Origin of the sequence: Eubacterium sp. CAG:156, from assembly GCF_000434315.1 — a bacterium.
GTDB lineage: Bacteria > Bacillota > Clostridia > Lachnospirales > Lachnospiraceae > Eubacterium_U > Eubacterium_U album.
The window spans coordinates 18,235-43,026 of sequence record NZ_FR878154.1 but is presented as its reverse complement, the minus strand read 5'-3'; the positions used below and the strand labels follow the sequence as shown (position 1 = coordinate 43,026).

Annotated in this window: 15 protein-coding genes; all 15 read right to left on the bottom strand. The window is 34.3% G+C overall.

What is annotated here, in order from left to right; translation table 11 throughout:
• On the bottom strand, positions 1-1,121 hold a 1,121-nt coding region (locus tag ABMA45_RS05180), incomplete at its 3' end, for a hypothetical protein (RefSeq protein ID WP_348029925.1).
• A gap of 338 nt (positions 1,122-1,459) precedes the next feature.
• On the bottom strand, positions 1,460-2,365 hold the full coding sequence (locus ABMA45_RS05175) for a glycosyl hydrolase family 17 protein (RefSeq protein ID WP_022088821.1): 906 nt from the start codon (positions 2,363-2,365) through the stop codon (positions 1,460-1,462).
• A gap of 194 nt (positions 2,366-2,559) precedes the next feature.
• Positions 2,560-5,256: a GH36-type glycosyl hydrolase domain-containing protein gene (locus ABMA45_RS05170; protein ID WP_022088820.1), complete on the bottom strand. Its 2,697-nt coding sequence runs from the start codon at positions 5,254-5,256 to the stop codon at positions 2,560-2,562.
• Positions 5,257-5,434: 178 nt separating this feature from the next.
• Entirely contained in the window at positions 5,435-8,614 is a 3,180-nt protein-coding gene (locus ABMA45_RS05165) for a hypothetical protein (RefSeq protein ID WP_022088819.1), read from the bottom strand.
• 60 nt (positions 8,615-8,674) lie between these two features.
• Positions 8,675-9,679, bottom strand: coding sequence for a LacI family DNA-binding transcriptional regulator (locus ABMA45_RS05160; RefSeq protein WP_022088818.1), 1,005 nt, complete (start codon positions 9,677-9,679; stop codon positions 8,675-8,677).
• Between the two features lie 67 nt (positions 9,680-9,746).
• On the bottom strand, positions 9,747-11,108 hold the full coding sequence (locus tag ABMA45_RS05155) for a family 16 glycosylhydrolase (RefSeq protein WP_022088817.1): 1,362 nt from the start codon (positions 11,106-11,108) through the stop codon (positions 9,747-9,749).
• 9 nt (positions 11,109-11,117) lie between these two features.
• Positions 11,118-12,134, bottom strand: a complete 1,017-nt coding sequence (locus ABMA45_RS05150) for a glycoside hydrolase family 16 protein (protein WP_022088816.1) — start codon at positions 12,132-12,134, stop codon at positions 11,118-11,120.
• 2 nt (positions 12,135-12,136) lie between these two features.
• Complete coding sequence (locus tag ABMA45_RS05145; protein WP_022088815.1) at positions 12,137-13,090, bottom strand: carbohydrate ABC transporter permease; 954 nt, start codon at positions 13,088-13,090, stop codon at positions 12,137-12,139.
• A complete protein-coding gene (locus ABMA45_RS05140) occupies positions 13,080-14,564 on the bottom strand; it encodes a carbohydrate ABC transporter permease (RefSeq protein ID WP_022088814.1) in 1,485 nt (494 codons plus the stop codon). Before ABMA45_RS05140 ends, ABMA45_RS05145 begins: the two co-directional genes overlap by 11 nt.
• Positions 14,564-17,059, bottom strand: coding sequence for a DUF5696 domain-containing protein (locus ABMA45_RS05135; RefSeq protein WP_022088813.1), 2,496 nt, complete (start codon positions 17,057-17,059; stop codon positions 14,564-14,566). The genes ABMA45_RS05140 and ABMA45_RS05135 overlap by 1 nt, the downstream gene beginning before the upstream one ends.
• On the bottom strand, positions 17,043-19,115 hold the full coding sequence (locus tag ABMA45_RS05130; RefSeq protein ID WP_022088812.1) for a YIP1 family protein: 2,073 nt from the start codon (positions 19,113-19,115) through the stop codon (positions 17,043-17,045). Before ABMA45_RS05130 ends, ABMA45_RS05135 begins: the two co-directional genes overlap by 17 nt.
• Positions 19,116-19,128: 13 nt before the next feature.
• On the bottom strand, positions 19,129-19,998 hold the full coding sequence (locus tag ABMA45_RS05125) for a carbohydrate ABC transporter permease (RefSeq protein ID WP_022088811.1): 870 nt from the start codon (positions 19,996-19,998) through the stop codon (positions 19,129-19,131).
• 17 nt (positions 19,999-20,015) lie between these two features.
• Complete coding sequence (locus tag ABMA45_RS05120) at positions 20,016-20,945, bottom strand: carbohydrate ABC transporter permease (RefSeq protein ID WP_022088810.1); 930 nt, start codon at positions 20,943-20,945, stop codon at positions 20,016-20,018.
• 3 nt (positions 20,946-20,948) lie between these two features.
• Positions 20,949-24,038, bottom strand: a complete 3,090-nt coding sequence (locus ABMA45_RS05115) for an extracellular solute-binding protein (RefSeq protein ID WP_022088809.1) — start codon at positions 24,036-24,038, stop codon at positions 20,949-20,951.
• Positions 24,039-24,114: 76 nt separating this feature from the next.
• A partial coding sequence (locus ABMA45_RS05110) for a hypothetical protein (protein WP_348029924.1) occupies positions 24,115-24,792 on the bottom strand: 678 nt, incomplete at its 5' end.

The following is a 24,792-nucleotide window of genomic DNA, read 5'->3' as shown; positions in this document are numbered from 1 at the left end:
GTTGTTGTTTCTGTACTTTCTGTTGTTGTTTCAGCTGCTTCTGTTGTTGTTTCAACTGCTTCTGTTGTTGTTTCTGTACTTTCTGTTGTTGGTTCTGTCTCTCCATCCTTTGTAAATGTCATAGTAAATGTCAACTGTGAATTAGCTACAGCATTTCCTAAATTCATAAAGATTACAGGATAATCTGCCTTTGAAACATAATCTAAATTCAATTCATGTGTTCCTTCTTCAAATGTAACATCATTATTTGCTCCGTTTAACTGAAGGTTAGCTCCAAATGTAGCTGTAGAAGTATAAGCAACTTTAACCTTATAATTTACTCCATCTCCACTTGCTTCTAATGGTCCAAATACCTGTTTATCTGCAGGAACTCTTGCCTGTGTATTCCAGTCTCCACCGCCTGCTTCTAAAAATTTAAAGTCAGCTGTTACAGCATTCTTAGTTGCTGTTCCTTTATATTTCATGCTGCCAACAGTAAATACCTGCCATGGCAATGATGTTGTCCACTTACCCTTTGCTGATGAATAGTATCCTTCTGCATCTGCCTGCTGCTCTGTCGTTGTTTCAATTTCTGTTGCTTCTGTACATGTAATTCCTCCAAAATCAAGTACTGTTCCAGATGGAATTCCACTTAATTCAAGTACCATTCCTGTTGATTCTGAAGTTGCTTTAAACTGAACTGTAACTTCATTTTCACCTTCTTTAATTTCAATACCTGTCTTTATTACTTCAGGTGTCTCAATTTTTTCATAAAGAGTTCCTGCCTGAGATGCTTTAACTTTTAATTTTAAATCATATGTAGTATCTTTTGTTAATCCTGTAACAGTGTGCTTAGCCTGTAATTTCCAACAGCCTGAGTTACCATCTGATGAAATAACCTTTAAGCTTAAGTCGTCAACTGTACTTCCTGCATAAGCCATTTCTCCTGTATTTGATCCCCATTTACCTGCATATAAAGTCCAATCACCTACAGTTACAGTCTTGTCGTCACCTATAGTTGTGTAATCACTCTCTTCATATGCACTTACCTGCAACACCTGATAAGCAGATACGCTTGAAAATACCATTGCTGTTGCACACGCATATGCCAATACCTTTCTTGAAATCTTATTAAATTTCATTTTATTCTCCTTTCAATATTCTGGTTATAAAAACCTTTTTATTACATATTTCATTCTAGCATATTGTTTTATGCATTACAACCAATAATATTGTAATTTTCACAATTTAATTAGTATAATTGCACGGCATATTTGTTTTTATCTGTTTCGTTTTTTGTAAAATACTATTGAAACATTTTTATATTTACATTTTATTTTCAAGTAATGCTACAACATTACTAATTATGTCGATTAAAAAATATCATTTATAAAATAAACTCCGGCATCACTATAAATGTGCAAAATTTCCTTTAAATTAAAAATCTCTCTAACTGATTTTCAGTAAGAGAGATTTTAATTTATTTTTGCATTACTAACTTTGGTGTTCTGTCTACTCTGAATATTCCCCAGTTCTTCTCTGCTTCATTCGGTCTGTTTCCGCCTTTCCAAGGTTCATCAAAAGCTTCGAACATATAAGATATTATCTTTTCTTTGTCTGACCATTTCCAGAATTCTTGATAATATTTCTTCTGATTTTCTTCGTTAGCCTCGCCTTCTTTCATTTGTGAAAAATCGGCACAGTTTGTAGCCCAGCCTACTTCAGAAAAAATTACAGGTTTATCCGGATATAATTCACATATCTTTTTGTACCATTCCTTGTTTACATCTAACGCTTCTTCAACTGTATTTCCATACCACAACGGATATGAATGTACGCTTATAATGTCAAGATATTTTGCAAGTTCCTGAAGTTTTACCCATTCGAATGCGCCCTCATTAAATGTTACAGGTACATTTGTTTCTGACTTCAATATTTTTGCAAAAGAAATCAATCTTTCTATAGGAACATTATTTGCTCCCCATTCAGGTGTATTTTCATTTCCTATAGATACTGCATTAATTATATCGCTATTCTCATTTGCTATTCTAACAAGATTTTCAATTCTTTTATCATTAAACTCTGCCCTTTTAGCCAACTCTTCTTCGGTATACACCTCATGAACCCATGAGCATCCCGGATTATTAACCTCTGATATTAGTTCAGGACCAAGCATTACTTTTATATTCATGCCACAATCCCTAATAACCTGACATGTCATTTCTGCATAAATAACCGGTGAATACATTCTTATGTATTTAAATCCTTCGCTTTCAATTATTCGTAAATCTTCCTTTATCTCATCATATGTTGGATATGTTTCATTTAATGGACTTTGATTTTCTCTGTACCCTGAATAGCATATTGCTCTTCCCCATTCAAACATTTTCTCTTTTCCTTTCAACTTCCTGATTTTATTTTACAAAAACAATAGTGGAAATTAGCATTGCTTTATTATCATCTCCGTATGTCTCTGTTAGCATTTTATCAATATAGCGGAGAACCCATAGATTCCCCGCTATGCTTTAATCTTTAAATTTACTTCAGTTTTAATATTCAAATCAAAAAAATATAAACTTTCTATTGTAATACAACCACAATATCAGCCTTATCACCAAATTTGTCTACATCTTCTTTTGCAATCGTATCTGTTTCGCCGTATCTTTGTCCGTCAATATAAATAACTGCAACTTTATAATCGCCTGCGTCTTTGCACATGCCATTCTTATAAGTTACATGTATATTTGTACCTCTAAACATACAACTTACTGAAGCTTCTCCATTTTCAAACTGTTTAGCTAAAAGCTTTGGTTTAAATTTAAGCGCTCCTATTTCACCTTTTACTCCATACATTTCATTTAAAACTGTAAGAAGCATCCAGCTTGCAGCCCCTGTAAGGTAATGGTACATTCCTCTTCCACGCTGACTGATATATTCAGGTACTCCCGGATATATTCCACTTACTTTATAGTCATTACAATGTTTAAACAGAGTATTTATAACCTGATATCCTTCTTTTGCAAATCCTCTCTGATATAATGCATTTGCATACATTGTTGCCATGTGACAGAATACTGCTCCATTTTCTTTATGACCATATGCGAATCCAAAAAGTCTTCCAAGATCAGTTTTTACTTCTTTAAAATCAGTGTTCAATCTATATCCACCAACTTTTTCATCATAAAGATATTTATCTGCTGCTGCAGTAATGTCTTTTATCTGTTCTTTAGTTGCTGTTCCTGCCATAATTGTAAACACCTGAGCTGTAATCATCATTCTTACACCGGATTCAAAATCACCATCGACAGCATTTCCATGATTGTCATAGTAACCATTAAACCATGAGTAACCATCTTTACTCTTAATCCATTCTGTATTTCTGATATGCTCTGCTATCCACTGTGACATTCTATTAAGTATTGTACAAAGCTCTGTACATTTTACATTTACTTTTTCACCACTTACACTATGCTTTACCTGTTCACAGTAGCTGTATAACACTTCATGTTTTTCGTCTATACTATCATAAACTGTTGGATCAACATTTAATAATAAAAGCATTTCTTTAGCTAATTCGACAGTTTCATTTCCTGTCATGTCAGCATAACTCTTTATAAGTTTTGCCATATTTCCAAGATTTCCACCATAAAGTGCTGTAAATGCTACACTTTCGCCTCTCTCATCAGCCATATCAAGACCATCGTTCCAGTCAGCCCCTCTAAGTCTAATATGATTATGTTCACCTACATCATAGAAAGATGTCAAATGTTGCATAAGCATATGTTCAAGTACTGTTCCTTCATATACTTCTCCATCATTTGTTAACTGCTTATTTCCCTGTGCATCATTCCACTCTAAGTCTTTCTGTTCACCACGGCAAACCTGCGGATCCTTAAAATATGCATTTTTCTCTGTTAAAAATTCTATATCACCACTCTGTTCAATGTATAACTCAGTTGTCAGATATGGCCATGCACCATGATCCATCCATACTCTTGTGATATTATTTCTATCAGCAATAAATTCGCCCTGCTTAGAACCAATAATTGTTGCATTTGTTCCATCTAATCTGACTCCACCAAAATTATCAATTAACATGCCACGAACTTTAGCCGGTTCCATAATTAAGAGTGCAAGGCAATCCTGCCATAAATCTCTCCATCCTCTTCCACCTTTTCCATAATCATGGTGTGGTAAGAATGAACATCCATAAATTCTTCTTAGCATCGGTTGGAAGTTTACCCAATGCATCCAATTGTCAAATTCCTTGTCTGCTGAACTATAACTTACATTTATTTTTTTCTGCCAAAATTCCTTTGTTTCCTCTAAATACTTATCAAATTCTTCCACAGATAAATACTTTTTACTCAGTTCATTTATATCATTCATTGATTCGCCGTAACCTAAAGCTACTACGAAAGTTCTTGACTGTTTTGGCATTAATGTTACTTTTTCAAACTGCATTGCTGCTACAGTTTCGTAACCGTCAACTTCTTCTCCTGCCTTATATGGTAATGGCATATTTTTCATCACATAATATGGATTTTCAAAATTTCCGCCATTTCCTATGAATTCTTCTGTAACAGGGCAGAAACTTTCAGGATTAACCATTTTCTCAAATCCTGTCATTTTAGCTAATGCCGCATAATAAACTTTATTAAGGTTATGACCTCTTTCGTCAAATGTTAATGTAGGATTAATTACTACACCTTCTTTTATTGTGTATGTTCTATGTAATAATGATGTAACGTGTCTATGGTCACGAATGTTTGACGCAGAACGTGCATACATAGGTATTGCTACTGTAGGTGTAAATTCTACTTCTCCCTCTGTATTGTTAGTAATTACAATCTTAGTAAGTTCTACTTTATCATCAGTAGAAGGTACAAATGATGTAATTTTAGCTGACAATCCAAATTCATCTGATTTTCTTTCTATTTCATGCCACATAATACCTGCAGTTAATTTCACATCATCTTTTTTATCTGTAAACAACTGTGCCTGTTGCATTGCAGATCTACCTGTAACAGACCATGCTCCTTTTCCTTCAACATAAACCCAGAAATTTCTGCTTGATTTGTTATTATGTAAATTTTCACTACTTACAGGCTCTAACAAAAATGTATTCTGATCTAACTTAATGTCACCACCTAAATCAGGAGTAATTGCACTCATCATTCCTGCTTCATTTGCAAGTGGAAAATACATATAACTTGTTAAATCAGGATTGTCCAGTGTAAATGTACCTTTTTTATCTATATATTTAAGACTTCCCATTTCTTCTCCTCTTTCTAATATACTCAAGTAAGCGTTCGCAAAAACCACAGCCCGTATCCTTTGTATGTCTTTATAAGTGTGTAAAATGTTAATTTTTTATAAAAATTTGCGTTTTTTGCAATCACTATTCACACAAAAGGCGGACACCCTCCTGGATCTCCGCCTATTCATTTAGCAACTATTTAAAATAAACAGTAATCTTGTCTACTTTTCCATCACGTACAGCTTCTGCTAATTCGCCTGTAATCTTATTTTCAGTAGAAACTACTTTTCCGTCTATTTCTACTTTATCAACTACTGCTGCATCAGCACCATATGTATCTTTTCCTGTGTTGTTTACATATGTTACATCACAAGTTGATAATAATCTGAATGTAGCCTTTCCTTCATCAAATAACCATTTTGCAAGCTTTGGTGTGAAGTTAAGTACTAATTCTCCATTTTCATATGTAAATACTTTTCCACCTGTAAACATTTCAATCCACATTGAAATCATTTCTGTTGTAGAACCTGAAAGTCTTGCAACAAAACCTCTTCCGTGAATGTCTTCATTTGGATTTGCACTTGATGCGATAAATGATGAATTTTCAAGAATACTTCTTCCATACATATTTGGATCTAAGAATGGAACTAACGCTCTTGTTACTGTTTCGTAGAATTCATCATATAATCCCGCTTTAATCATTGCCAACATATATTTATATTCCATGTGAAGGAATACATTTTCTCTTTCCTGCCATCCTGGTGTAAATGCACGGCAACGTCCATTTTCCATTGAGCATTCTTCGATTGAAGCTGATGTCTTATACATTCCAAGTTTGCTATCGTAAATATCTGTCTTTTTAACATTATTAAACATTTCACGTGCTGTGTCTGTATCAACATATCCCATCATTCTTGCAGGTCCTTCAAGGAAGGCTGGAAGTGGAACTGCCTTAAAGCCTTTAACTTTAGCTTTCTGTAATCCATAATGACTCATTACAGGATTTCCATCAGCATCTACAACTGGTTCAAAGTCAGTTACTTCATGTGTAAAGTATGTAGGAACTACGCCTTCACCAATTTCAACTGCTTTTGCAATGCCTTTTTCAATCTTAGCTTCAAATGCTTTGAAGATTTCAACTATTTCTGATTTAGCAAGAGCTGTTTCTTCTCCACTAAAGTAAAGTTTAATTGTTTCTCTATAATTTTCTCTGATTGTTGCAACTGCATCCCAATATTCAAAATCGTTAAGTTCGCCTGCATTTGCCTTATCTAATGTAGCCTTAACATCTCTTAAATACTTAGCAATTTCAGCAGGCATTACGATTTTGCCTTCGCCTTCGAAATTGTCAATGATGAAGTTTACAAGTCTCTTTAATTCAAATGTTTCAGGTGTACCTGAACCAAATAATCCAGGAAGTCCGTTCATGGCATCATTCCATCCCGGTTTTCCACCTTCCATTTCAACACCCATTCCGTCAACATCAAGCTGAGCGAATTTGCTAAGTGCTAAAATAATCATCTTAACTGATAATGTTGTCATATATGGCTTCTGGTCTTTTGTCTGTAACCAGTTTGTAGCCCATTTATTAAATCCAGGTCTTGCAAGTTTTTCTTCATCTTCAACTTCCATACCATACTGACGTACAGCACCTTTGTTGTTAATTACGTATTTTTCATCACGTGGTACAACTGTTGCTACACTGTCATAGAATTTATATGTTTTGTCTTCGAATAAGAACTCATCAATCTTATCTGGGAAAATGCTTAAGTAGTTGTCTACTAAATCCATATTGTAATCCCAGTGATCACTCCAATAACCTTCAGCAAATCCAGCTTCAATGTTCTGATCACAGTTATTTAAAATATTTGCAATGAATTCTCCGTCATCAATCTTAAGTTCTAACTGAAGTTTTGCAATTGTGTTTGAAATCTGTCCCGGTGTAAATTTACCTGCAACAATTTCCTTAATTGCTGTAGCATCACCGTTAATTGATTCTTCAACATAAGCCTGAACTTCATCTTCTTTTCCTTCAATTACATTGAAAAGACTTGGTCTTACTTCAAGTGGATTGTATCCATCTGCCTGAATAAGACTAAAGAATGTCTTAACATTGAAGTCACCAACGTCCTTCTTGAAGAATACATCATTTCTTCTGTTCTGAGATACATCTCTGAAGTTACCATTACCCTGTGAATAATATTCAGCAGCGATTGAGAAAAAGTTGTAATCTCTTTCAGGGTCACCATGTTTTCTACTGAACAAGTGAATTACTGACTTATTTCCATCTTTGTTTAATACATATGGATATCCACCTCTTAAGAAGTTATCTAAGTAACACTGTTCTACATACTGGTCAAATATTCCAGCTGCTGTCTTTGTCTTAATATCTGAAGTGAAGCTATCTGCTAATTCTTCTGCTTCTTCAAATTTCTTATCTAAATAACCAGGTACTGTGAAATCTGCAAGTTTAGCATTAATCTGTTCAACTGAACCTGCAAAACCAATCATTGTTGAGAATGAGAAGTCTTCCCCAGCTTTAATTTCTGCCTTAAATGGAGTAAATCCACAAGGTACTTTATTAGCAAAACACTGTTTCTTTGCTAATACTTTATCAATTCCACCTTCTACAAAATTAACAGGTTTCATAAGAGATAAATCATAACCATACACTGTATCTACATCATAGATTACGTCCTGTAATTCATTATCCTTAATTGTTAAATAGTAGTAACCACCTTCAACGTCTGATACTTCAGCTGAATCCTTTGTTGAAGCTCTAAGTGTATAATATGGAACTTTGTTTTCAAGGTTCTTAATGTCTGCCCAGCTTTTAAATAAGTTAGACATTTCCTTAAATTCACCATTTGCAATTCCGTATGTAATAATCTTTGGAAGACCATCTACGATTTCGATGTTCTTAGCCTTATCTCCTGTATTCTTAACAGAAACCTGTCTTACAAGAGCTCCGATACTTTCATTTGGAAGTACATAGTAATTTACTGTAACCTCAATACCATATTTAGTATTATTTTCAATAATCTTGAAACTGTTTTTATTCATTCTGATTGAACGTTTTGCATCATCTTCATACTGGAAAAATGGTTCATAGTACTGTCCATCAATTTTTAAGAATGTTCTAAAACCTTTTACCTGTGTGTTTTCAAATGCTGTATTAGCTGAGTTAAATTCCATAATGGCATTTCCCTTGTTGCCAATACCAAAACTATTCATTCCCTGTCCTCTGTTAGTGTAGAATGTCCACATTGGAATTCCTTTAACACCTGCAAGACCTGGCAAAAAGCTTGAAAAAGCCGGCATTCTATCATAATCATCTATAACAAAAGTCTTACCTTCAAGTCTGTAGTTACTCATTTTATTACTCCTTTTTCATCATTATATTTATCTTTATGCTTACGCTAATAATTTTCTTTTTTATCTTTCTTTTGCTCTACCACATGAGCTTCTATAAACCATTTTGGGTGATAATTTAGTTACTGTTCCATTCTTATCATCATCTGATTTGAGCAATCTGAAAAGCTCATTTGCGCTTACACTACCCATTTCTGCAATTGGGCTGTGTACTGTTGTAAGAGGTACTCCATAATAAGGACTAATTGTACTGTCATCATATCCGATAACACTTACATCTTCAGGTACTCTCACACCGATATCCTGAAATGCCTGAATAACGCCCCATGCCATTTCATCATTTGCACAGAACATAGCATCCGGGATATCAATTCCTTTTGATAACAGTGATCTCATTTCACTGTACGCAAGTGATTCCTCATAATATCCTCTGACTTCTAATTCCTTATCGATTGGGAGATTGTTCTTTTCCATCATCTCCGCATATCCGGCATAACGATGTTCATCGTCACCGCTTTCGTTACCATGCATGTAACCGATTCTCTTATGACCAAGTTTAATCAAATGGTCAACTGCCATAGATGCTCCTAATTTGTCATCTACAAATACTCCTGAAATATTTTTTCCCTTACAATTTCTATCAATAAATACCATTGGAATATTAACTGTTGCAATTCGCTTTACATAATCGCCTGTTAAATCTTCATGATAAATTATTGCTCCTGCTACGCCTGATGCAATTATCATACGATATATTTCATCCGGTGAGTTGTCATTACTTACATATATGTTTAATAAGTAATCGTTTAATTTGCATTGCAAATGAATTGCCTGTGTTAAAACCTTATAGAAATCTCCCTGTAAACTTGTTACAAATAATCCTATTGTATTCTTTCTATTAGATTTTAATAACTTTGCATTCATATTAGGGATATAATGCAATTTTTCAACCGCCTCTAATACTTTCTGTTTTGTATCTTCACTTACGATGTCAGCATTGTTAAATACATTAGAAACCGTAGATATTGCAACTCCTGCTTCTCTAGCAACATCTTTAATTGTAACCATGTTATTCCCTCCTAAGGTTTTATTATATCTGTCACCCGCCACTTAACGGGTGACAGTCAATTTTATCTTACTGATATACTCTTACATAGTCAACATAATAGTAGTCTTCATATGTCTGAATATTTCCATTTGTTCCTGTTAATGTCCATCCATTTGTTGTAACTGTTCCTGCAGCGTTACCACCGATTGCACAGTTAAGAATGAAGAAGAATGAATGATCAAATACCCAAGCTTCATTGAAAATACTTGCACTGAATTTTGAAGGATCATATACACCAACTACTCTTCCATCTACCATGAATGTGATTGAATTTTCATTCCATTCTGCTGTATATGTATGGAAATCTGCTGCTGCAGTAGCCTGTGTAAGACCTGTGTCATAATTCTTATTTCCATGAGATGTTGACTGGTTATTAAAATATGGGCAATGGATTGTCTGTGGAACTCCACCGTTCATTGCTTCTAAAATATCAATTTCACCACATAATGGCCATGTTTTTGTATCATTGTTTGCTCCAAGCATCCATCCTGCTGACCAAGTACCTTTTGCTTTAGATGCCTTTGCTCTTATTTCCATTCTACCATAAGTAAATTCTCTTTTACCTTTAGTATTAATTCTTGTTGATGAGCAATATACAGGTTTCTTAGCAACTAAATCATATTCCATTCTAGGAATAATTACTAAACAACCATTTTCAAATTTAATGTTCTTTCCTTCTGTATAATCCTGAAATTCTTCATTACCCCATCCATTTGCTCCTGTTTCATATTTCCATGAATTGAGGTCTAAACTTGTTCCATTAAATTCATCTGACCAAGTCAACTTCCAAGTTTTTACGCTTGCAACATTTGAATATTCGCTACTAGCAATTGCTTTTTTGCCTGCTTTAGCATAAGCTTTTACTTTATAGTAATATGTTGCACCACCGGCTACATTCTTAATTGTAGTTTTTGTTTTTTTACCTTTTTTTACTGTAGCAACCTTCTTAAATCCCTTGTTCTTATTTGTTGATTTGTAGATATAATAACCTGTTGCTCCTTTTACTTTCTTCCAAGATACAGTAACGTTTGAAGCTGTTTCTGTACTTGAAGCAATGCTAGCCTTAACACCTTTTACCTTAGTTGGTGTAACAGTAACCTTAACTGTTGCTGTTCCGGCACTTGATGATAATTTAATTTTTGCAATACCGGCTTTTTTACCTTTTACTGAACCTTTGCTGTTAACTGAAGCAACTTTGCTATTGCTTGTAGAGTATTTAACTCCCTTTGCTAATGTAGCGATACCATATGATTCGCCTATTGAAATAGTTGTCTTTTTGCCTGTCAAAACCTTGATAGCTGCATCTGTTTGAGTTGGCATAACACCAATTATAGAAACAACCATTAATAATGATAAAACAACTGATGCGATTTTTTTCATTGCTTTCATTTGCGCCTCCTATTTTTCTTTTTCTGCCAAAGCGCTTATAACGTCGCTTTGATATACACGAACATAATCTACCTGCATCTGCTGTGGAAGGCATTCATCATCTGTTCCTGAACTTCCACCCCAGCTTCCGCCGTAAGCTATATTCATTATAAGATGAAATTCCTTATCAAAAGGCCATTCATCTTTTGTTACATTTTTACTATTTCCAACATATTCATCGGGATCGTAAGTAAATATTGTTTCACCATCCACGGTAAATATTAATTTGTCCGGGAGCCATTCGAATCCATATGTATGAAATTCTTCGCTAACACCCTCGACTTTTTTTGCCCAACCTTTATTAGAGCCATCCAATCCATTGTATTTTTGACAATGCACATTTGAATGAATAATATTTTGCAAATATCCAACATGTTCCATTATGTCAATTTCTCCTGACATAGGCCATCCACCATATTCAGTAGTACTTGATGGAAGCATCCATATCGCGGGCCATGTTCCTTTTCCTTTAGGTAATTTTGCTTTAATTTCAAATTTACCATATCGGAAATCAGCTTTTCCTTTTGTTTTAATTCGGGCTGACGTATACATATCTTTCCCGAATTCATCCTGTTCTTTTCTAAGTTCGATTGTAAGCTTACCATCTTTTACCCAGGCATTTCCTTTGTCTGTGTATTTTTGCAGTTCGCCATTTCCCCAACCGCCTTGGCCTTTACCTATATCGTAAGTCCATTTGCTTTCATCAGGGAGTCCTTCATAATCAAACTCATCTGACCATACAAGTTTGTAATTCAAATTGCTATAGTCATAATCAAATCCATCTGCTTTGACATAATAATCAGCCGGTTTTGTTTCACCGTAATCATCATATCTGTCCGGAATACTATTTGCTATTCTTTCTTTGACTGTCTGAGTCTCTGTTTTATCTTTCGTATTATTTGTTTGGCTTTTATCAGAAGACTGGCAGGCCACCACAGCAAAAGCTGTGGCGAATATCATACATATTGCTGTCAGTTTTCGTTTCATTTTTATTCTCCTGTAATACCTGCGTTTTCAATACCTTCAATAAACTGTCTCTGTACGAGTGCATATAACAATAACAATGGAGCTATTGAAATTAATGTTGCCGCCATCTTACTTGCTTCATTTACACTACCTACATCGCTAGTTGTAAGATTGTTATCAAATAATGTTAACTGATTTGGTACCAACTCAATTGAATTACGCATCAATGTACTTGTTGAATATGTTTCATTCCAGTTAAATACGAATGCGAACATAAATACTACAAGAATTGTTGAAAGTGATAATCTGATTGCTACATGATAGAATACCTTTAATGCTCCAGCACCATCAATCATAGCTGCTTCATCTAATGATTTTGGAATCATATTGAAGAAGTTATAGAAAATCAAAATCAAAATTGTTGAATATGTTCCCTGTCCTAAAATAGACATTAAAAGCTGTGGAATGATAGTTCCTATTAATTTAACACCGATTGCAGTATTTAATGAATCTAACATGATAATTCTAGGTACTGTAAGGAGTGGTACCGGAAGGATAAATGCTAATACTATCATTCCAAACCATAATCCTTTACCTTTAAATGAATATCTTGATAAAGCAAATCCTGTTGTAGCAGAAACAATAGTCTGACCAAGTGCAAACAATGCTGAAACCCAAATTGAGTTAATCAATGAATGACTTACATCCAAAGTATTTGCTGCTTCTTTAAAGTTGCTTAATGTAAAATGCTTTGCAATCCATGTAATTGATGGATCAATCAAATCCTTAGCTGACATGATTGATTTTGATATCATTTCAAATATCGGCTCTAAGTATACAAATCCTATACAAATAAGAAGGAAATATATAGCAATTTTAGAAATAACATGAACAGCTTTTAATTTCTTTAATTTTGCAAAACTAAACTTATTCATTTTAGTCAAATCAATAACTGATTGATCATTTTTACTTGCCATATTTCTTTGCCTCCTTCTTTGCATATCTGTTTTGTTTCTTTAATCTCTTCATCTGCTGTTTTTCAAGTTTAGCCAATTTCTTTTCCTGTCTCTTTCTGTCTTTAATGTCTTTTGGCTTTCTTTCCTTAAATAACAATAAAACAAATCCTACAATTATTAATACGATTATACTGTAAATCCATGCATATGTTGCTGCATATCCTAAACCACTCGCCGTATCACCGGTCTGTTCAAGAATCAAGGTGTATACAGGGTTGATAGCTTCGTAAGTACCTAACTGAATTACTGTGAAGATTGTAATAATCATTCCAATCTGTCTTAACATTGGAATTGTAATCTTCCACATTATCTGCCAAGCATTAGCTGAGTCAATCTTAGCTGCTTCATAAATACTTACATTAATTTTCTGCAAACCGTTAATAAACAAAACGATTGGGATACCAGTAAACCATAAAATTATTGATAACTGATCAAATACCTGAGCAAGTGTTGTTGCTAATGGTGCTGAGTAACTCTGAATCATCTGCATAATGAAGATGTTTGAGTACTGATCAGCCGCATCAACTGCACCACTTACTTTCTGTGTAGCTTCTGCTGCCGCATTCTGTACATCAAGTAACTGTGACATTACAGGACCTGACATAATAATTACGGGCAGGAAGTAAATTGTTCTAAGTAATCCCTTACCTGTCTTAATCTTATTAAGAAGATACGCAATGATAAATGATAATACAACTACAATGAATGTATATGGAATTATCATCTTCAAATAACTAAGTAACGCTGGTAAGAAATCTGAGTTCTTAATAAACGCTGTTATATAGTTATTAATTCCTGCAAACTTAAGTACATAACCTGTTGCTGCTTTCTTAACGTTCATAAAACTCAAGAAAATAGTTGCAACAAACGGGAATAATGTAAAAAGTAAAAATCCTACAATCCAAGGTGCCATAAAAGCATATCCATATTTATTCTGTCTATGCTGATATGTCTGCATTTTCTTTTTGCCTTTTTCCTTTGGCTGTACTTTCTTTTGTTTAGTTTCTTTTTTATTTACGGCTTTTGCTTCTTCCTTTGCAGCTTTTTCTGCAGCCTTTAATGCTGCCTTTTCTGCTCTGGCTTCTGCTTTGCTCATTTTTTCTTCTTTTTCAATCTTAGCCAGTTTTTCTTCTATTATGGAATCACCACGGACAGGTTCTTCTTCCGGCTGAGATTTTTCTTCTTCTTTTTCTTTAGCTTCTTCCTCTTCTTCGTCTCTAAGACTTTTCATCTGAGCTCGAAGACTTGAACTTTGGGCTTTCTGTGGTTGAGTTATTTCTACAGATGCAATTTCTTCATCTGTAACAACACTTTCAACTTTTTCATCTTTCTCTGCTACAGTGTTTTCCACTGTAGCAGTTGTCTGTGTATCTACTGTTTCTGTCTTTGCTTCTTCAATATCTGAAGGTGTTACAATCTTATTTTCGTCTGCCATTAATTTACACCTCCTTCAATTACTGCTGCACTCTGGGCAGGAACTGATTCACCGTTTATTGTTACTTCTTCATCTGTATAGTTGATGATTACTGTCTTTTCTCCATCATTTGATGTGTACTCATTAGCAATTACACCATCATCTAATACTTTTCTTCCAATCCATTCGCATCCCTTAACCTTTGATAACACATCATTTACTGTTGTGTAAATTGTATTAATCAAATCTTCATACTGATCGAACTCTGTTGAGTAGTAATCACACGATGTTGTTGATGCAAGTAAGTATGAAGGCTTCTGTGTTAACACGAATGAAGGTGAAATATTATAATCAATCATCTTCAACATGTCAGCCTGTGAATAGAATGAGAAGTTTGAATATGGTGCGTATACTTCCATTGTTCCATTTAATACCATCTGTAAGAAAGGAACTGAATCAGTTTCATATACATACTGAGATGTTCCTACAGGTGACTGTAAGTAACGGTCTGTATATTTCCATAAGTACTGATTTGGGCTATCCATATTAACTGTTGCCCCATTCTTCTTAATTTTTTCAAATGCTTTTTCATATAAGTTAATTGCCTGTGTAACAGTTGTTGTAGGTCCTGTACTGCTATGTGAGCTTAATAATGTATTTGAAATACCTTTAACTGTTATTGAATTATTGTAATCACTAATTCTTTCGTATAAACTTGTCAACCAGTTTGCTGACTTTGTAGGTAATGCAAAACTAAAGTCAGTTACAGGTGAGTTTTCAGGCAATACTTTTGATTTATCTACTGTTAAATACTGAGTATTTAAATGCTTAGCTGCATTTCCATAGTAGTTAATCATCTTACTGTTAATTGATACGAAATCTCTTGAGAATGAAATATCAATTTCCTTGTCGCTAAATTCTTTCATAAGATCTTTGAATTTGCCTTTTTTACCAATGTCCTTTGAGAACTTCCAATCACTTGGTTTTGCTAATGTTTCACCATTTTTCTGCCATCCCATAAGACCTGAATTAATATTTGTTATTCCATCTCCAATTAACTTATCTAAAATTTTCTTAACATCATCTGTTGTTGTTACGGCAACTTCCTGTGTTCCAAATACACCTTTTTTAGAATCTGACATTAAGAAATCAATTCTCATTGGGATATCTCCCTCTTCATCTTCCTTAACTGTCAATATTCCTTCTTCGATAAGATGTTCTCTGTATGCTTTTGCCATTCCTGTATAATCAGCTGCAGGTTCGCCGTTACTTCCATCTCCGTAAAGGAAATCGTATGTCATATCAATATCAAATTCATTTGCCTTATCCTGAGTCTTACGATAAGCATCACCTGCCTGGTTTGTAACCTGGTAGAATTCTGTATTGTAAGAGAATTTAGGATATGCATATGTATATCTGATTTTATTCTTGTCCGTAGATGATGGAGTTGCAATAATTGTCATAAATTCATCGCCACTATCTGCATATGCAACAAACGCTGACTGAGTTCCATCACCTTGTGAAACGCCAAATACAGGCATTACCGGATCTTCAAGTGGAACTGAATCATCAAGTGCACTGTAGTAATACATATAACTTGATAAATCACTTCCATAAACATCTCCTGTGTAATCACTGAACTTTGATGTATTTTCTGCGAATCTGATTAAACTTCCACTTCCATCAGGTACAAATACATAACCAGGTGTTAAATATTTTTTTTGAAGGTCTGTCCAATCTTTTTCTTTTTCATTATATACAGTTTGTACACCACCACTTGCTCCTAAGAAAGGAGTAATTGATATTGATGAAAGTTTCTTAATACCCTTACCTGAAATTCCATCGTAAGGAATATTGTAATTGATGCTTCCGTCATCACCTAAAGTAATCATAACTTCAACACCAATTTCAGCTTTATCAAATACAGCATTTAATTTCCACTGTTTTCCATTAGAACCACTTACTTCTTCAAGTGATGAATCACCATCTTTATCATCATATGATGCTGAAGCGTATGTAGTTGTTGTCATACTTTCTCCGCTTCCTTTGAAACATTCAATTGAAATTAATGAATTAGCAATTCCAGTGTACTGTTCATTCATTGATTCTTCAATTGGAGTATTGGCAATTTCTCTAACCTGAACTTTAGTCATTTTCCATTTTTCTGCTAGTCTTTCAACTGTATAATGGCCTTCACCATTTACTGCATCTTTAGCATCTTCAACCTGCTTTTTAAACGGAACGTCTAAACCTGTTTTCCAGACATATCCTGTTGCCTTATCTTCAATAGCAAATATATCTCTGTCTTCTCTATAATAATATGCAACCTTATCAGACTCATATATTTTTTCAAAAGCTGAAGAAACACTCATTGCTGACTTTGATCTTTCAGGTGCCTTTCTTGTATCTCTGTTTGTATTAAGATAGGAACCATTTACTGCAACTCCTGCTGAAAGGACTGTTATGAGAGATGCTGATATTATTTTATTTATAACTTTTTTATTTACCTGTAACATTTCTTATAATCTCCTTTCCTATTGTAATTAAGAAGCCTGATAACTGTTCCCACATGATAATTACGATAAGTACTACGATTGCTGCAATGAGCATAAATACAAATGTAATAATCAAACTTACTACTGTTTCTTTAAAACTGTAATCATGTACAGTTGATAATCCCTGGAATACCAGTACTAATGACCAGCCGATACCAACAATTAAGATTACTGTAAGAATGAATGCTTCATTATATGTCAAACCATAAGACATAACAATTACTGCTATCATTGATATTAAAGCAGGAATTGCACCATATGCAGGAATCATATAAACCTGCTTAAATGTTCCATCACCATCTGTAATTGATGTAACAAGATAGTTACAAATAACAAATAAAATTACGATTGCGAAGAAACCGATTACTACTGCGCTGATATCCATATCTTCAATATCTGTGTACTGATAAATAAATCCTTTGCTTGTCTTATAAATCATATAAACAATAAAGAATACTATGTATATAATACTTGCAGCGATAACTGAACCATTCTTTCCTACACGGATATCATAATATCTGTCAATTGGGTGTTTACATATCTTAAATGCATATCCTAACTCTCCAATTACAGGCACTTCTTTTAACTTCTTACCGAGGGCTCTCTTTTTCTTCTTTAATACTTTCTTTCTGTCAATTAAAACAATCAATACTTTTACAACAATAAGAATAAAGATGATAAGCATTACCCACCATAAATTGTTCTGAATTACTTCATTACGAACTTCCCAGAATGCATTTGAATAATCGTTTCTGTTTCCGGCAATTTCAAAATGTTCCATTGCGTCTGAATATTCTTCTGCATTGTAATATGCTTTACCTACACCATTGTGTGCAAGTACTGACATCTGGTTTAATCGAAGAACTGTTGACCAGTCTTCAAGTGATGCTGCATATTCACCATTTTCATATTCATCTAAGGCTTTATAAATTGTCTTAGCATAATCTGTTGGAATAAATGACTGTAAATATCCTTTATCTCCATCTGCTGTCCAAATATTATAATTATTATCTGTAGCAATTGTTGTAAGTGATGAGAATAAACCTGAAATATCAAGGTTCTTTACATTTGCGCCAAAATCAAAAATCAATTCTCCTGATTTTGTGTAAACTGTAATATATCCTGTAGTATCACTTGCATAAATTATTCCTCTGTCATCAACTGAAACATCTGTCAAACTTGCATGCGCCGCAACAGCGTTTTGGAACATGTTTCCACCGTTTGTACTATGTTTCTTTAATAAGTCATCACCTTTTCCCATACTTGTTGTATAAACAGTACCTGTCTCATCAACATAAATATTAGAAAATGTAGGTGGTGCTGTGTTTAACAGTGCAGATTTTTCTTCCTGCTCTTTTGTATAAATAGCTTTCAAGAATGCCTGCTGTGGTGTCAATCTTGTTTTATTTGATGTAAAATATCCAAGAAATTCACCTGTATAACTCAACTGAATTATACCTGTATTAACACCTTCTGACACGATAAAGATGTTTCCACCTTTATCAACTGCCACTTTACTTGGTTCGTAGTTTGTGTCACCAAATATTGGAGCTGTTGGAGTTTCAAATGCTGTCAAGTAATTGTAATTTGAATCAAATTTGAAAACAGCTTTTTCTCCGCCATCAGCAACATAAAGTGTTCCATCATCTGTACGGAATATACCCTTAGGAGTTGTAAATCCTTTGAAATCTGTTCCCTTGTAAATATCATCATCACCTGAGATTATATGTAAAACCTTCTCTGAATTTAAATCGTATATTACAATTCTTGTATTTCCTGTATCGCAGATGTACATAATATTGTTTTCATCAATTATTATGTCTGAAGGATTTTTCAATCCTAAATTAGTAATTGTTCTATCTGGCAAGTAAGCATCCTGTGTTCTTACACGCTCATTGTTATCATCCAAAGTGTATGTATAACTTGTAGCCTGGGATGCACTAACCGGAAGAACTGTCATTATCATCATCATTAATGCCATTATAAACACTAATGGTTTCTTCATATTTCTCTTCATCTTCCGGTCCTCCTTACTTAATACCTGAATGGCTCATAGTGTTCATAACCTGAGACTGCATACAGATAAAGATAATCAAGTTAGGTACAAACAATATCATCGAAGCTGCTGCTGAAATACCAGCCGCTGCAACTACGTTATTAACACTGATAGAGTTTACATAGTAGTTTAATGTTCTCAATGTTTCATTTGTAATGTAGTTGTTTGATGATTCTACGTTGTTCCATACTGCCTGGAATGTAAGCACAATAGATGTAGCCAAAGCAGGTCTTGTTAATGGAATAATAACTTTTCTTAAAATAGTAATATCTCCTGCGCCATCAACTACGGCTGCTTCTATTAAAGCATCAGGTATACCATCAACGAACTGCTTAACTAAGAACAAACCTACCGGCATTGCAATCAAAGGCAAAATATGTGCAAGCCATGTATTGTAAATTCCTAATTTAACAATAATAATAAATCTTGGAATGGCAACAGCTGTCATTACGAACATAAGGGCTGCCTGGTTGATTTCCCATAAAGCACCTTTAATCTTAAATTTCTTTTTTGAGAATACATATGCTGCCATTATTGTAATAATTACATTCAAGATTACTGTAAGAACTGTTACAATAAGTGAGTTCAAAAAGTATCTTGACATTGGAATACCTGTAGCTCCTGCTAAGTTAAACAGATTCTTAAAGTTATCCAATGTTGGATTGTGAACAAAAATTGTTGGTGGGAATCTAAACAATTCACCTAAAGGCTTAAACGCCTGACATATTATAAAAATTACAGGGAGTATCATAAATATTGACAATGGAAATGCAATAATGTGGAATTTTATTTGCCCTGTTGAAAATCTTGTTGGGTTAATTCTATTACCTTGAAAATTTGCCATTCTATTTCTCCTCCCTTTTAAAATTCATCTTTTTCAGTAAACAACTTATTTGCTACCTGGCTACAAATCCATACTAAAGCAAGTAATGCTACTGAGATTGCAGCTGCATAACCCATTTCATAACGTAAGAATGCATAATCATCAATATGGTTAGCAATTAACTGTCCTGAATAATCCGGTGTTGGGTTGGCACCTGCTAAAGCAACACCAATCCATCCCATGTTAAACGCATTTACAATCGCCATAACCGCACCGAATAACATCTGTGGTTTCATTGATGGGACTGTAATGTAAATGATTTCCTGTGCTCTGTTCTTTATACCATCCACATAAGCTGCTTCGTATAATTCCTGATCGATATTTAAAATACCTGAAAGCATTGATAAGAATCCAATACCCATTGATGACCATAATGATACGAAAATCATAATCGGCATAAAGTAATCTGATGAAATTAACCATTGAATTGGCTGATCAATTATTCCAAATTTCTGCAAATATGCATTAGCTAAACCCGTCTGATCACCAGAGAAGATTGTCTTCCAAATTACTGTAATCAAAACCTGACCTACCATTGAAGGTGTGTACATAGCCAAAGCATATACTGTTCTGATTCTTGGTGTTACCTGAGCAAGTAACCAAGCCATTAAGAAAGATAATATATATCCTCCAATACCTACTACAATAGCGTACAATACAGTATTAGGTAATACATACTTCATAAATACTTCATCACCCGTGAGCAATGTTATATAGTTATGTAATCCCGCAAACTTTGGAGCGTTAATTACATCAAAATATGTAAATGACAATCCCATAGCTATTATAATAGGAAGTAAAATAAATGTTATAAATAAAAGTGCATATGGAAGGAAAAGTAAAAAGATTTTAAATCCTTCGCCAGATGCGTGTTTTTTATGATTGCGCTCTGCTATTGTTTTAGCCATCTTTTACTCCTCCTTTTCCGGTGCTGCCGCATCCTGATTTTCTTTAATCCAATCGTAACCCTGAAGTTTGAATTTCTTAACCATCACTTCATCTTCATCGTAGTATCCAAGTTCCTGCATCTTACGAATAATTTCTCTGTTTACATCAACCTTTGCTTCATCGACTGCAACCTGTGCCGCTGTTCCATCGAATACCATTGTTGTCCATATATTTGAAATTGTTCTTTCAAGTAAGTACTGACCCGGTGTTCTTGTTACATCAGTTACATAATTCATCTGATTTAAAATAACCTGCTTATCAGCTTCATCCATTGGGTTAGCTTTTAAAGCTTCAATATTTGCTGAAAGCCAGAAATATGTCTTACCGTATGTAGAACGAAGTGTGTTTGTATATTCAACCTGAACATCCTGACTTGTCCACCATTTAAGGAATTTCCAAGCCTGTTCCTTCTTATTAGACGATTTAAATATAGAAGCGCCTGAACCATTTGCTACGAATGTTCTGTCTACATATTCATTTCCATTTTCATCAGTTCTCTTTGTTCCGATATATGGAGCAATATCCCACTGTCCTTCTAATTCCTGTGCACCATTGTTAATCAATGTGTAATCTTCCATACCAATAATACCAATTGGCAATGTAGAATATCTAAATGAATTAAAGAAGTTCTGTACTGATGTATCAAGTGAGTATTTTGTAAATAAGTCTCCTAATACCTGTAATCCTTTAACTGATTCTTTTGTATCAATACCTGTTGTTACAATTCCATCTTCATTCTGCTTGTAAAGCTGTCCGCCATTCTGAAGAATCATTGGAGCTGTCTGATAGAACCACTTGTAACCTGTTGTACCAAGAGAAATATTATGATAGAAATTCATACCATATCTCTGAAGTGTAGGTAATATTTCAATTAAGTCATCCCATGTATCAGGAACCTGAATTCCTAAGTTGTCAAATATATCTGTTCTATATGCAATAACGTTGAAATCTGTTCTTTCAGGAATAGCATAAACTCCTTCATTATATACATATGAAACAAAACTTCCTGTTGGGAATCTCTTTGACACTGACCAGAAATCATCAAACTGTGTCATATCATATAAAGCACCACGGCTTGATAAGTCAAATGGCACGTAAGAAGCAAGTCCTAATACCATATCAGGTGTCTTATCAGCTGCAATAGCTAATGTAAGTTTATTTACATCAGGCATTGTTGCAATCTTAACTTTAATTCCTGTCTGTGGTGTGAACTGTGTATCAGCCATCTTCTGAAGTAAATCTACGTGAGTAATAGCACCGTTGTACCAAATCGTAAGTACGTCGTCTCCTGCCTGTTCAATATCTGTAGAATACTTAGATGAAGTAAATGTATTCATCAATGACTTTATTCCGACCCAGAGTGATCCACCAACCGAAGAGTTATTTGCTCCTAACTGGCTCTTATCACCATAAACATAAATTCTATCAAGTGTAATGCTGTTAGCTACAACTTCTGTTGTAAAGTTACTCATTGATTTTAATATTGAGTTTTCAGCTCCGGTTAAATCAGTTTTATGTAAAGCAATTTCATCCGGATATTTTGAAATATTCTTGATGAAAACTTCTGCCTGATCTAAATAAGTAAGAACTGCACCATCATTACCACCATCTGAATAATCCTGAAGCAAAAATCTTATATGCTGAATTAATGTTTCGTACGCATCAAGATAATCCTTAATCTCAGGAATGTATTTAGTCATTTTCCATTTTCTGTTTTTATCAATATTTGTACCTGTAATCTTTGTGATTTCTAGTTCAAAATCTGTCAAATGCTGTTCAATAAGTAAAGCATCTCTATACGCTTCCATAACAGGCTGGTTTTCCTGTTTAATCGTAATTGTATGTTCACCTTCTGTTAAATAGATTTCATAAGGAGTTCCTTCTTCATCAGCGAGTGTAAGGTTGTCCCAACCTGATGCTACATATGGAAACTGATAATTTTCTAATTCAGTAAATGGGACTTTTCCATCTATTTTAATTGTTTCAAAAGAACTGAATTCTTTCTTTTCATTTTTATAATGGAAGGCCAAGTTATAATTTCCTGTCTTAGCTACATTGAACTTATATGTAACTTCTGCACCTGCTTCTGACCATCCTAATGTATTTAATTTTTCATAATCGATGTTAAATCTTGTAAGTGATGAATTTGTGCTTGTTCCATAAATAGCACTTGTTGTATTTTTTGTATCATAATATACTGCGTCAATCTGAACATCTTCATCTGAGATATGTTTTTCATTGCTATGACTCTTAGCATAATCTTCGTATGAATCTGTGTCATCTTCTGCAGCTGCAGCAACTAAATCTCCAACTGCCAAGCCGCCTGATGAAACATTTTCGATTTCGATTGTATTTACGCCTTCTTCTAAATAGAAGCATAAAGGAGTTGTTGATGTATATGTATTATTATAAAGAGGAGATTCTAAATTCCAGTCTTTAACAACTTCCTGGCTTGGAGCCATTTCATCATTGTGACTGTCTAACGGAAATGTTTTAACTCCATCTTTATCAACTTCAACATCTTTATCTTTCCATGTAAGCGGTAAACTTATTGTATTCATTTCATTATACTTCTGTTCACCATCAATTTTAACGCTTACTGTGTAATTAGACATTGTGCTTCCTACTGAAGTGTAATCCAAATACAAATAGTACAATCCGCTCTTTTCAACTGAAATGTCATATTGAGCTACATCCTGATAATCTAATTCTTTCATCGGATTACTATTTTCTTTAACTTCTTCAGAAACATTTTCATTGTTTTTGTTCTGCTGATAATATTCTTCAGTTGATATTCCACCATTTACTGATGCAATATGTTTTCCTTCGCCTGTACTCAGAGAACTGTCAGCAATGAAATCTGTGTAATACTTTTCTGGTTGTGTGCCATCTTCTACATATGCATTGTTTAAAGTATCAAACGCCTTTTGTACTTCAGTAGCACTTGGATCTTTAACATATGTACCGGAGTTGCCAAACGCAAACTTATATGCAAATATCGCTGCAACAATGACACATACAGCAACCAATCCGCTAATAATCTTTTTTTTCATTGTTGTCCTTTCTTTCTTGTTACAAAAGCGGAACTGCCCAAGTGAGTAGTTCCGCAATGATGTTAACAATCAGCTTTTATTTAAAATCAGCATCTGTGAATCCATAATATTCCTTTAAAGATTCCTTCAACTGTTCTGTAGCTGCTTCTAAATCTTTATTCATAGCTGTATTCCAGTCAGCCAATCTAGATTTTACATTGTCAACCCAGTCAGGGTCTGTCTGCCATGCGCCTGCTACATTTTCATCCCACATGTTTTCCCATTCATATAAGCAGCTCTGTTTTTCACCATTTTCTGTAATTGATACCGGAGTTGTCTTATCTGAGTAATCCCATGTCTGTCCTTCTTTATATAAACGAACAACTTCTGCAAATCCAGGGAATTTTTCTGTATCTTTGTAAACTGCATGTGAATCGATTGAATACCAGATATCCATCTGTTCATCATATGCATCTCCAGTTACTACTGGGAATGTATCGTTCATAGCAGGTTTATATGATGTACCCTGAACCCATTCCTGATCTGCAATTGCCTGCTTAGCTTCTGTGCTTCCAGTCCAGTATGTTGCAAATGTGTAAGCAACTAATAACTGTTGTTTTTCTGAATCACTCCATTCAGCATTCTTATCATCTAATGCATAATTGTGTACACAGATTGGGTCAACTACTGTTCCTACTGTATTATCACAATATTCTGTAGACGGTCTTGGATAAATATCAAAGTCATCTGCCTGTACAACACCAAGTGTGCTCTT

Coding starts and splice junctions, on each gene's coding strand:
- ABMA45_RS05175 (WP_022088821.1), bottom strand. CDS start 2,365: ATGTTTGAATGGGGAAGAGCAATATGCTATTCAGGGTACAGAGAAAAT.
- ABMA45_RS05170 (WP_022088820.1), bottom strand. CDS start 5,256: ATGGGAAGTCTTAAATATATAGATAAAAAAGGTACATTTACACTGGAC.
- ABMA45_RS05165 (WP_022088819.1), bottom strand. CDS start 8,614: ATGAGTAACTACAGACTTGAAGGTAAGACTTTTGTTATAGATGATTAT.
- ABMA45_RS05160 (WP_022088818.1), bottom strand. CDS start 9,679: ATGGTTACAATTAAAGATGTTGCTAGAGAAGCAGGAGTTGCAATATCT.
- ABMA45_RS05155 (WP_022088817.1), bottom strand. CDS start 11,108: ATGAAAGCAATGAAAAAAATCGCATCAGTTGTTTTATCATTATTAATG.
- ABMA45_RS05150 (WP_022088816.1), bottom strand. CDS start 12,134: ATGAAACGAAAACTGACAGCAATATGTATGATATTCGCCACAGCTTTT.
- ABMA45_RS05145 (WP_022088815.1), bottom strand. CDS start 13,090: ATGGCAAGTAAAAATGATCAATCAGTTATTGATTTGACTAAAATGAAT.
- ABMA45_RS05140 (WP_022088814.1), bottom strand. CDS start 14,564: ATGGCAGACGAAAATAAGATTGTAACACCTTCAGATATTGAAGAAGCA.
- ABMA45_RS05135 (WP_022088813.1), bottom strand. CDS start 17,059: ATGTTACAGGTAAATAAAAAAGTTATAAATAAAATAATATCAGCATCT.
- ABMA45_RS05130 (WP_022088812.1), bottom strand. CDS start 19,115: ATGAAGAGAAATATGAAGAAACCATTAGTGTTTATAATGGCATTAATG.
- ABMA45_RS05125 (WP_022088811.1), bottom strand. CDS start 19,998: ATGGCAAATTTTCAAGGTAATAGAATTAACCCAACAAGATTTTCAACA.
- ABMA45_RS05120 (WP_022088810.1), bottom strand. CDS start 20,945: ATGGCTAAAACAATAGCAGAGCGCAATCATAAAAAACACGCATCTGGC.
- ABMA45_RS05115 (WP_022088809.1), bottom strand. CDS start 24,038: ATGAAAAAAAAGATTATTAGCGGATTGGTTGCTGTATGTGTCATTGTT.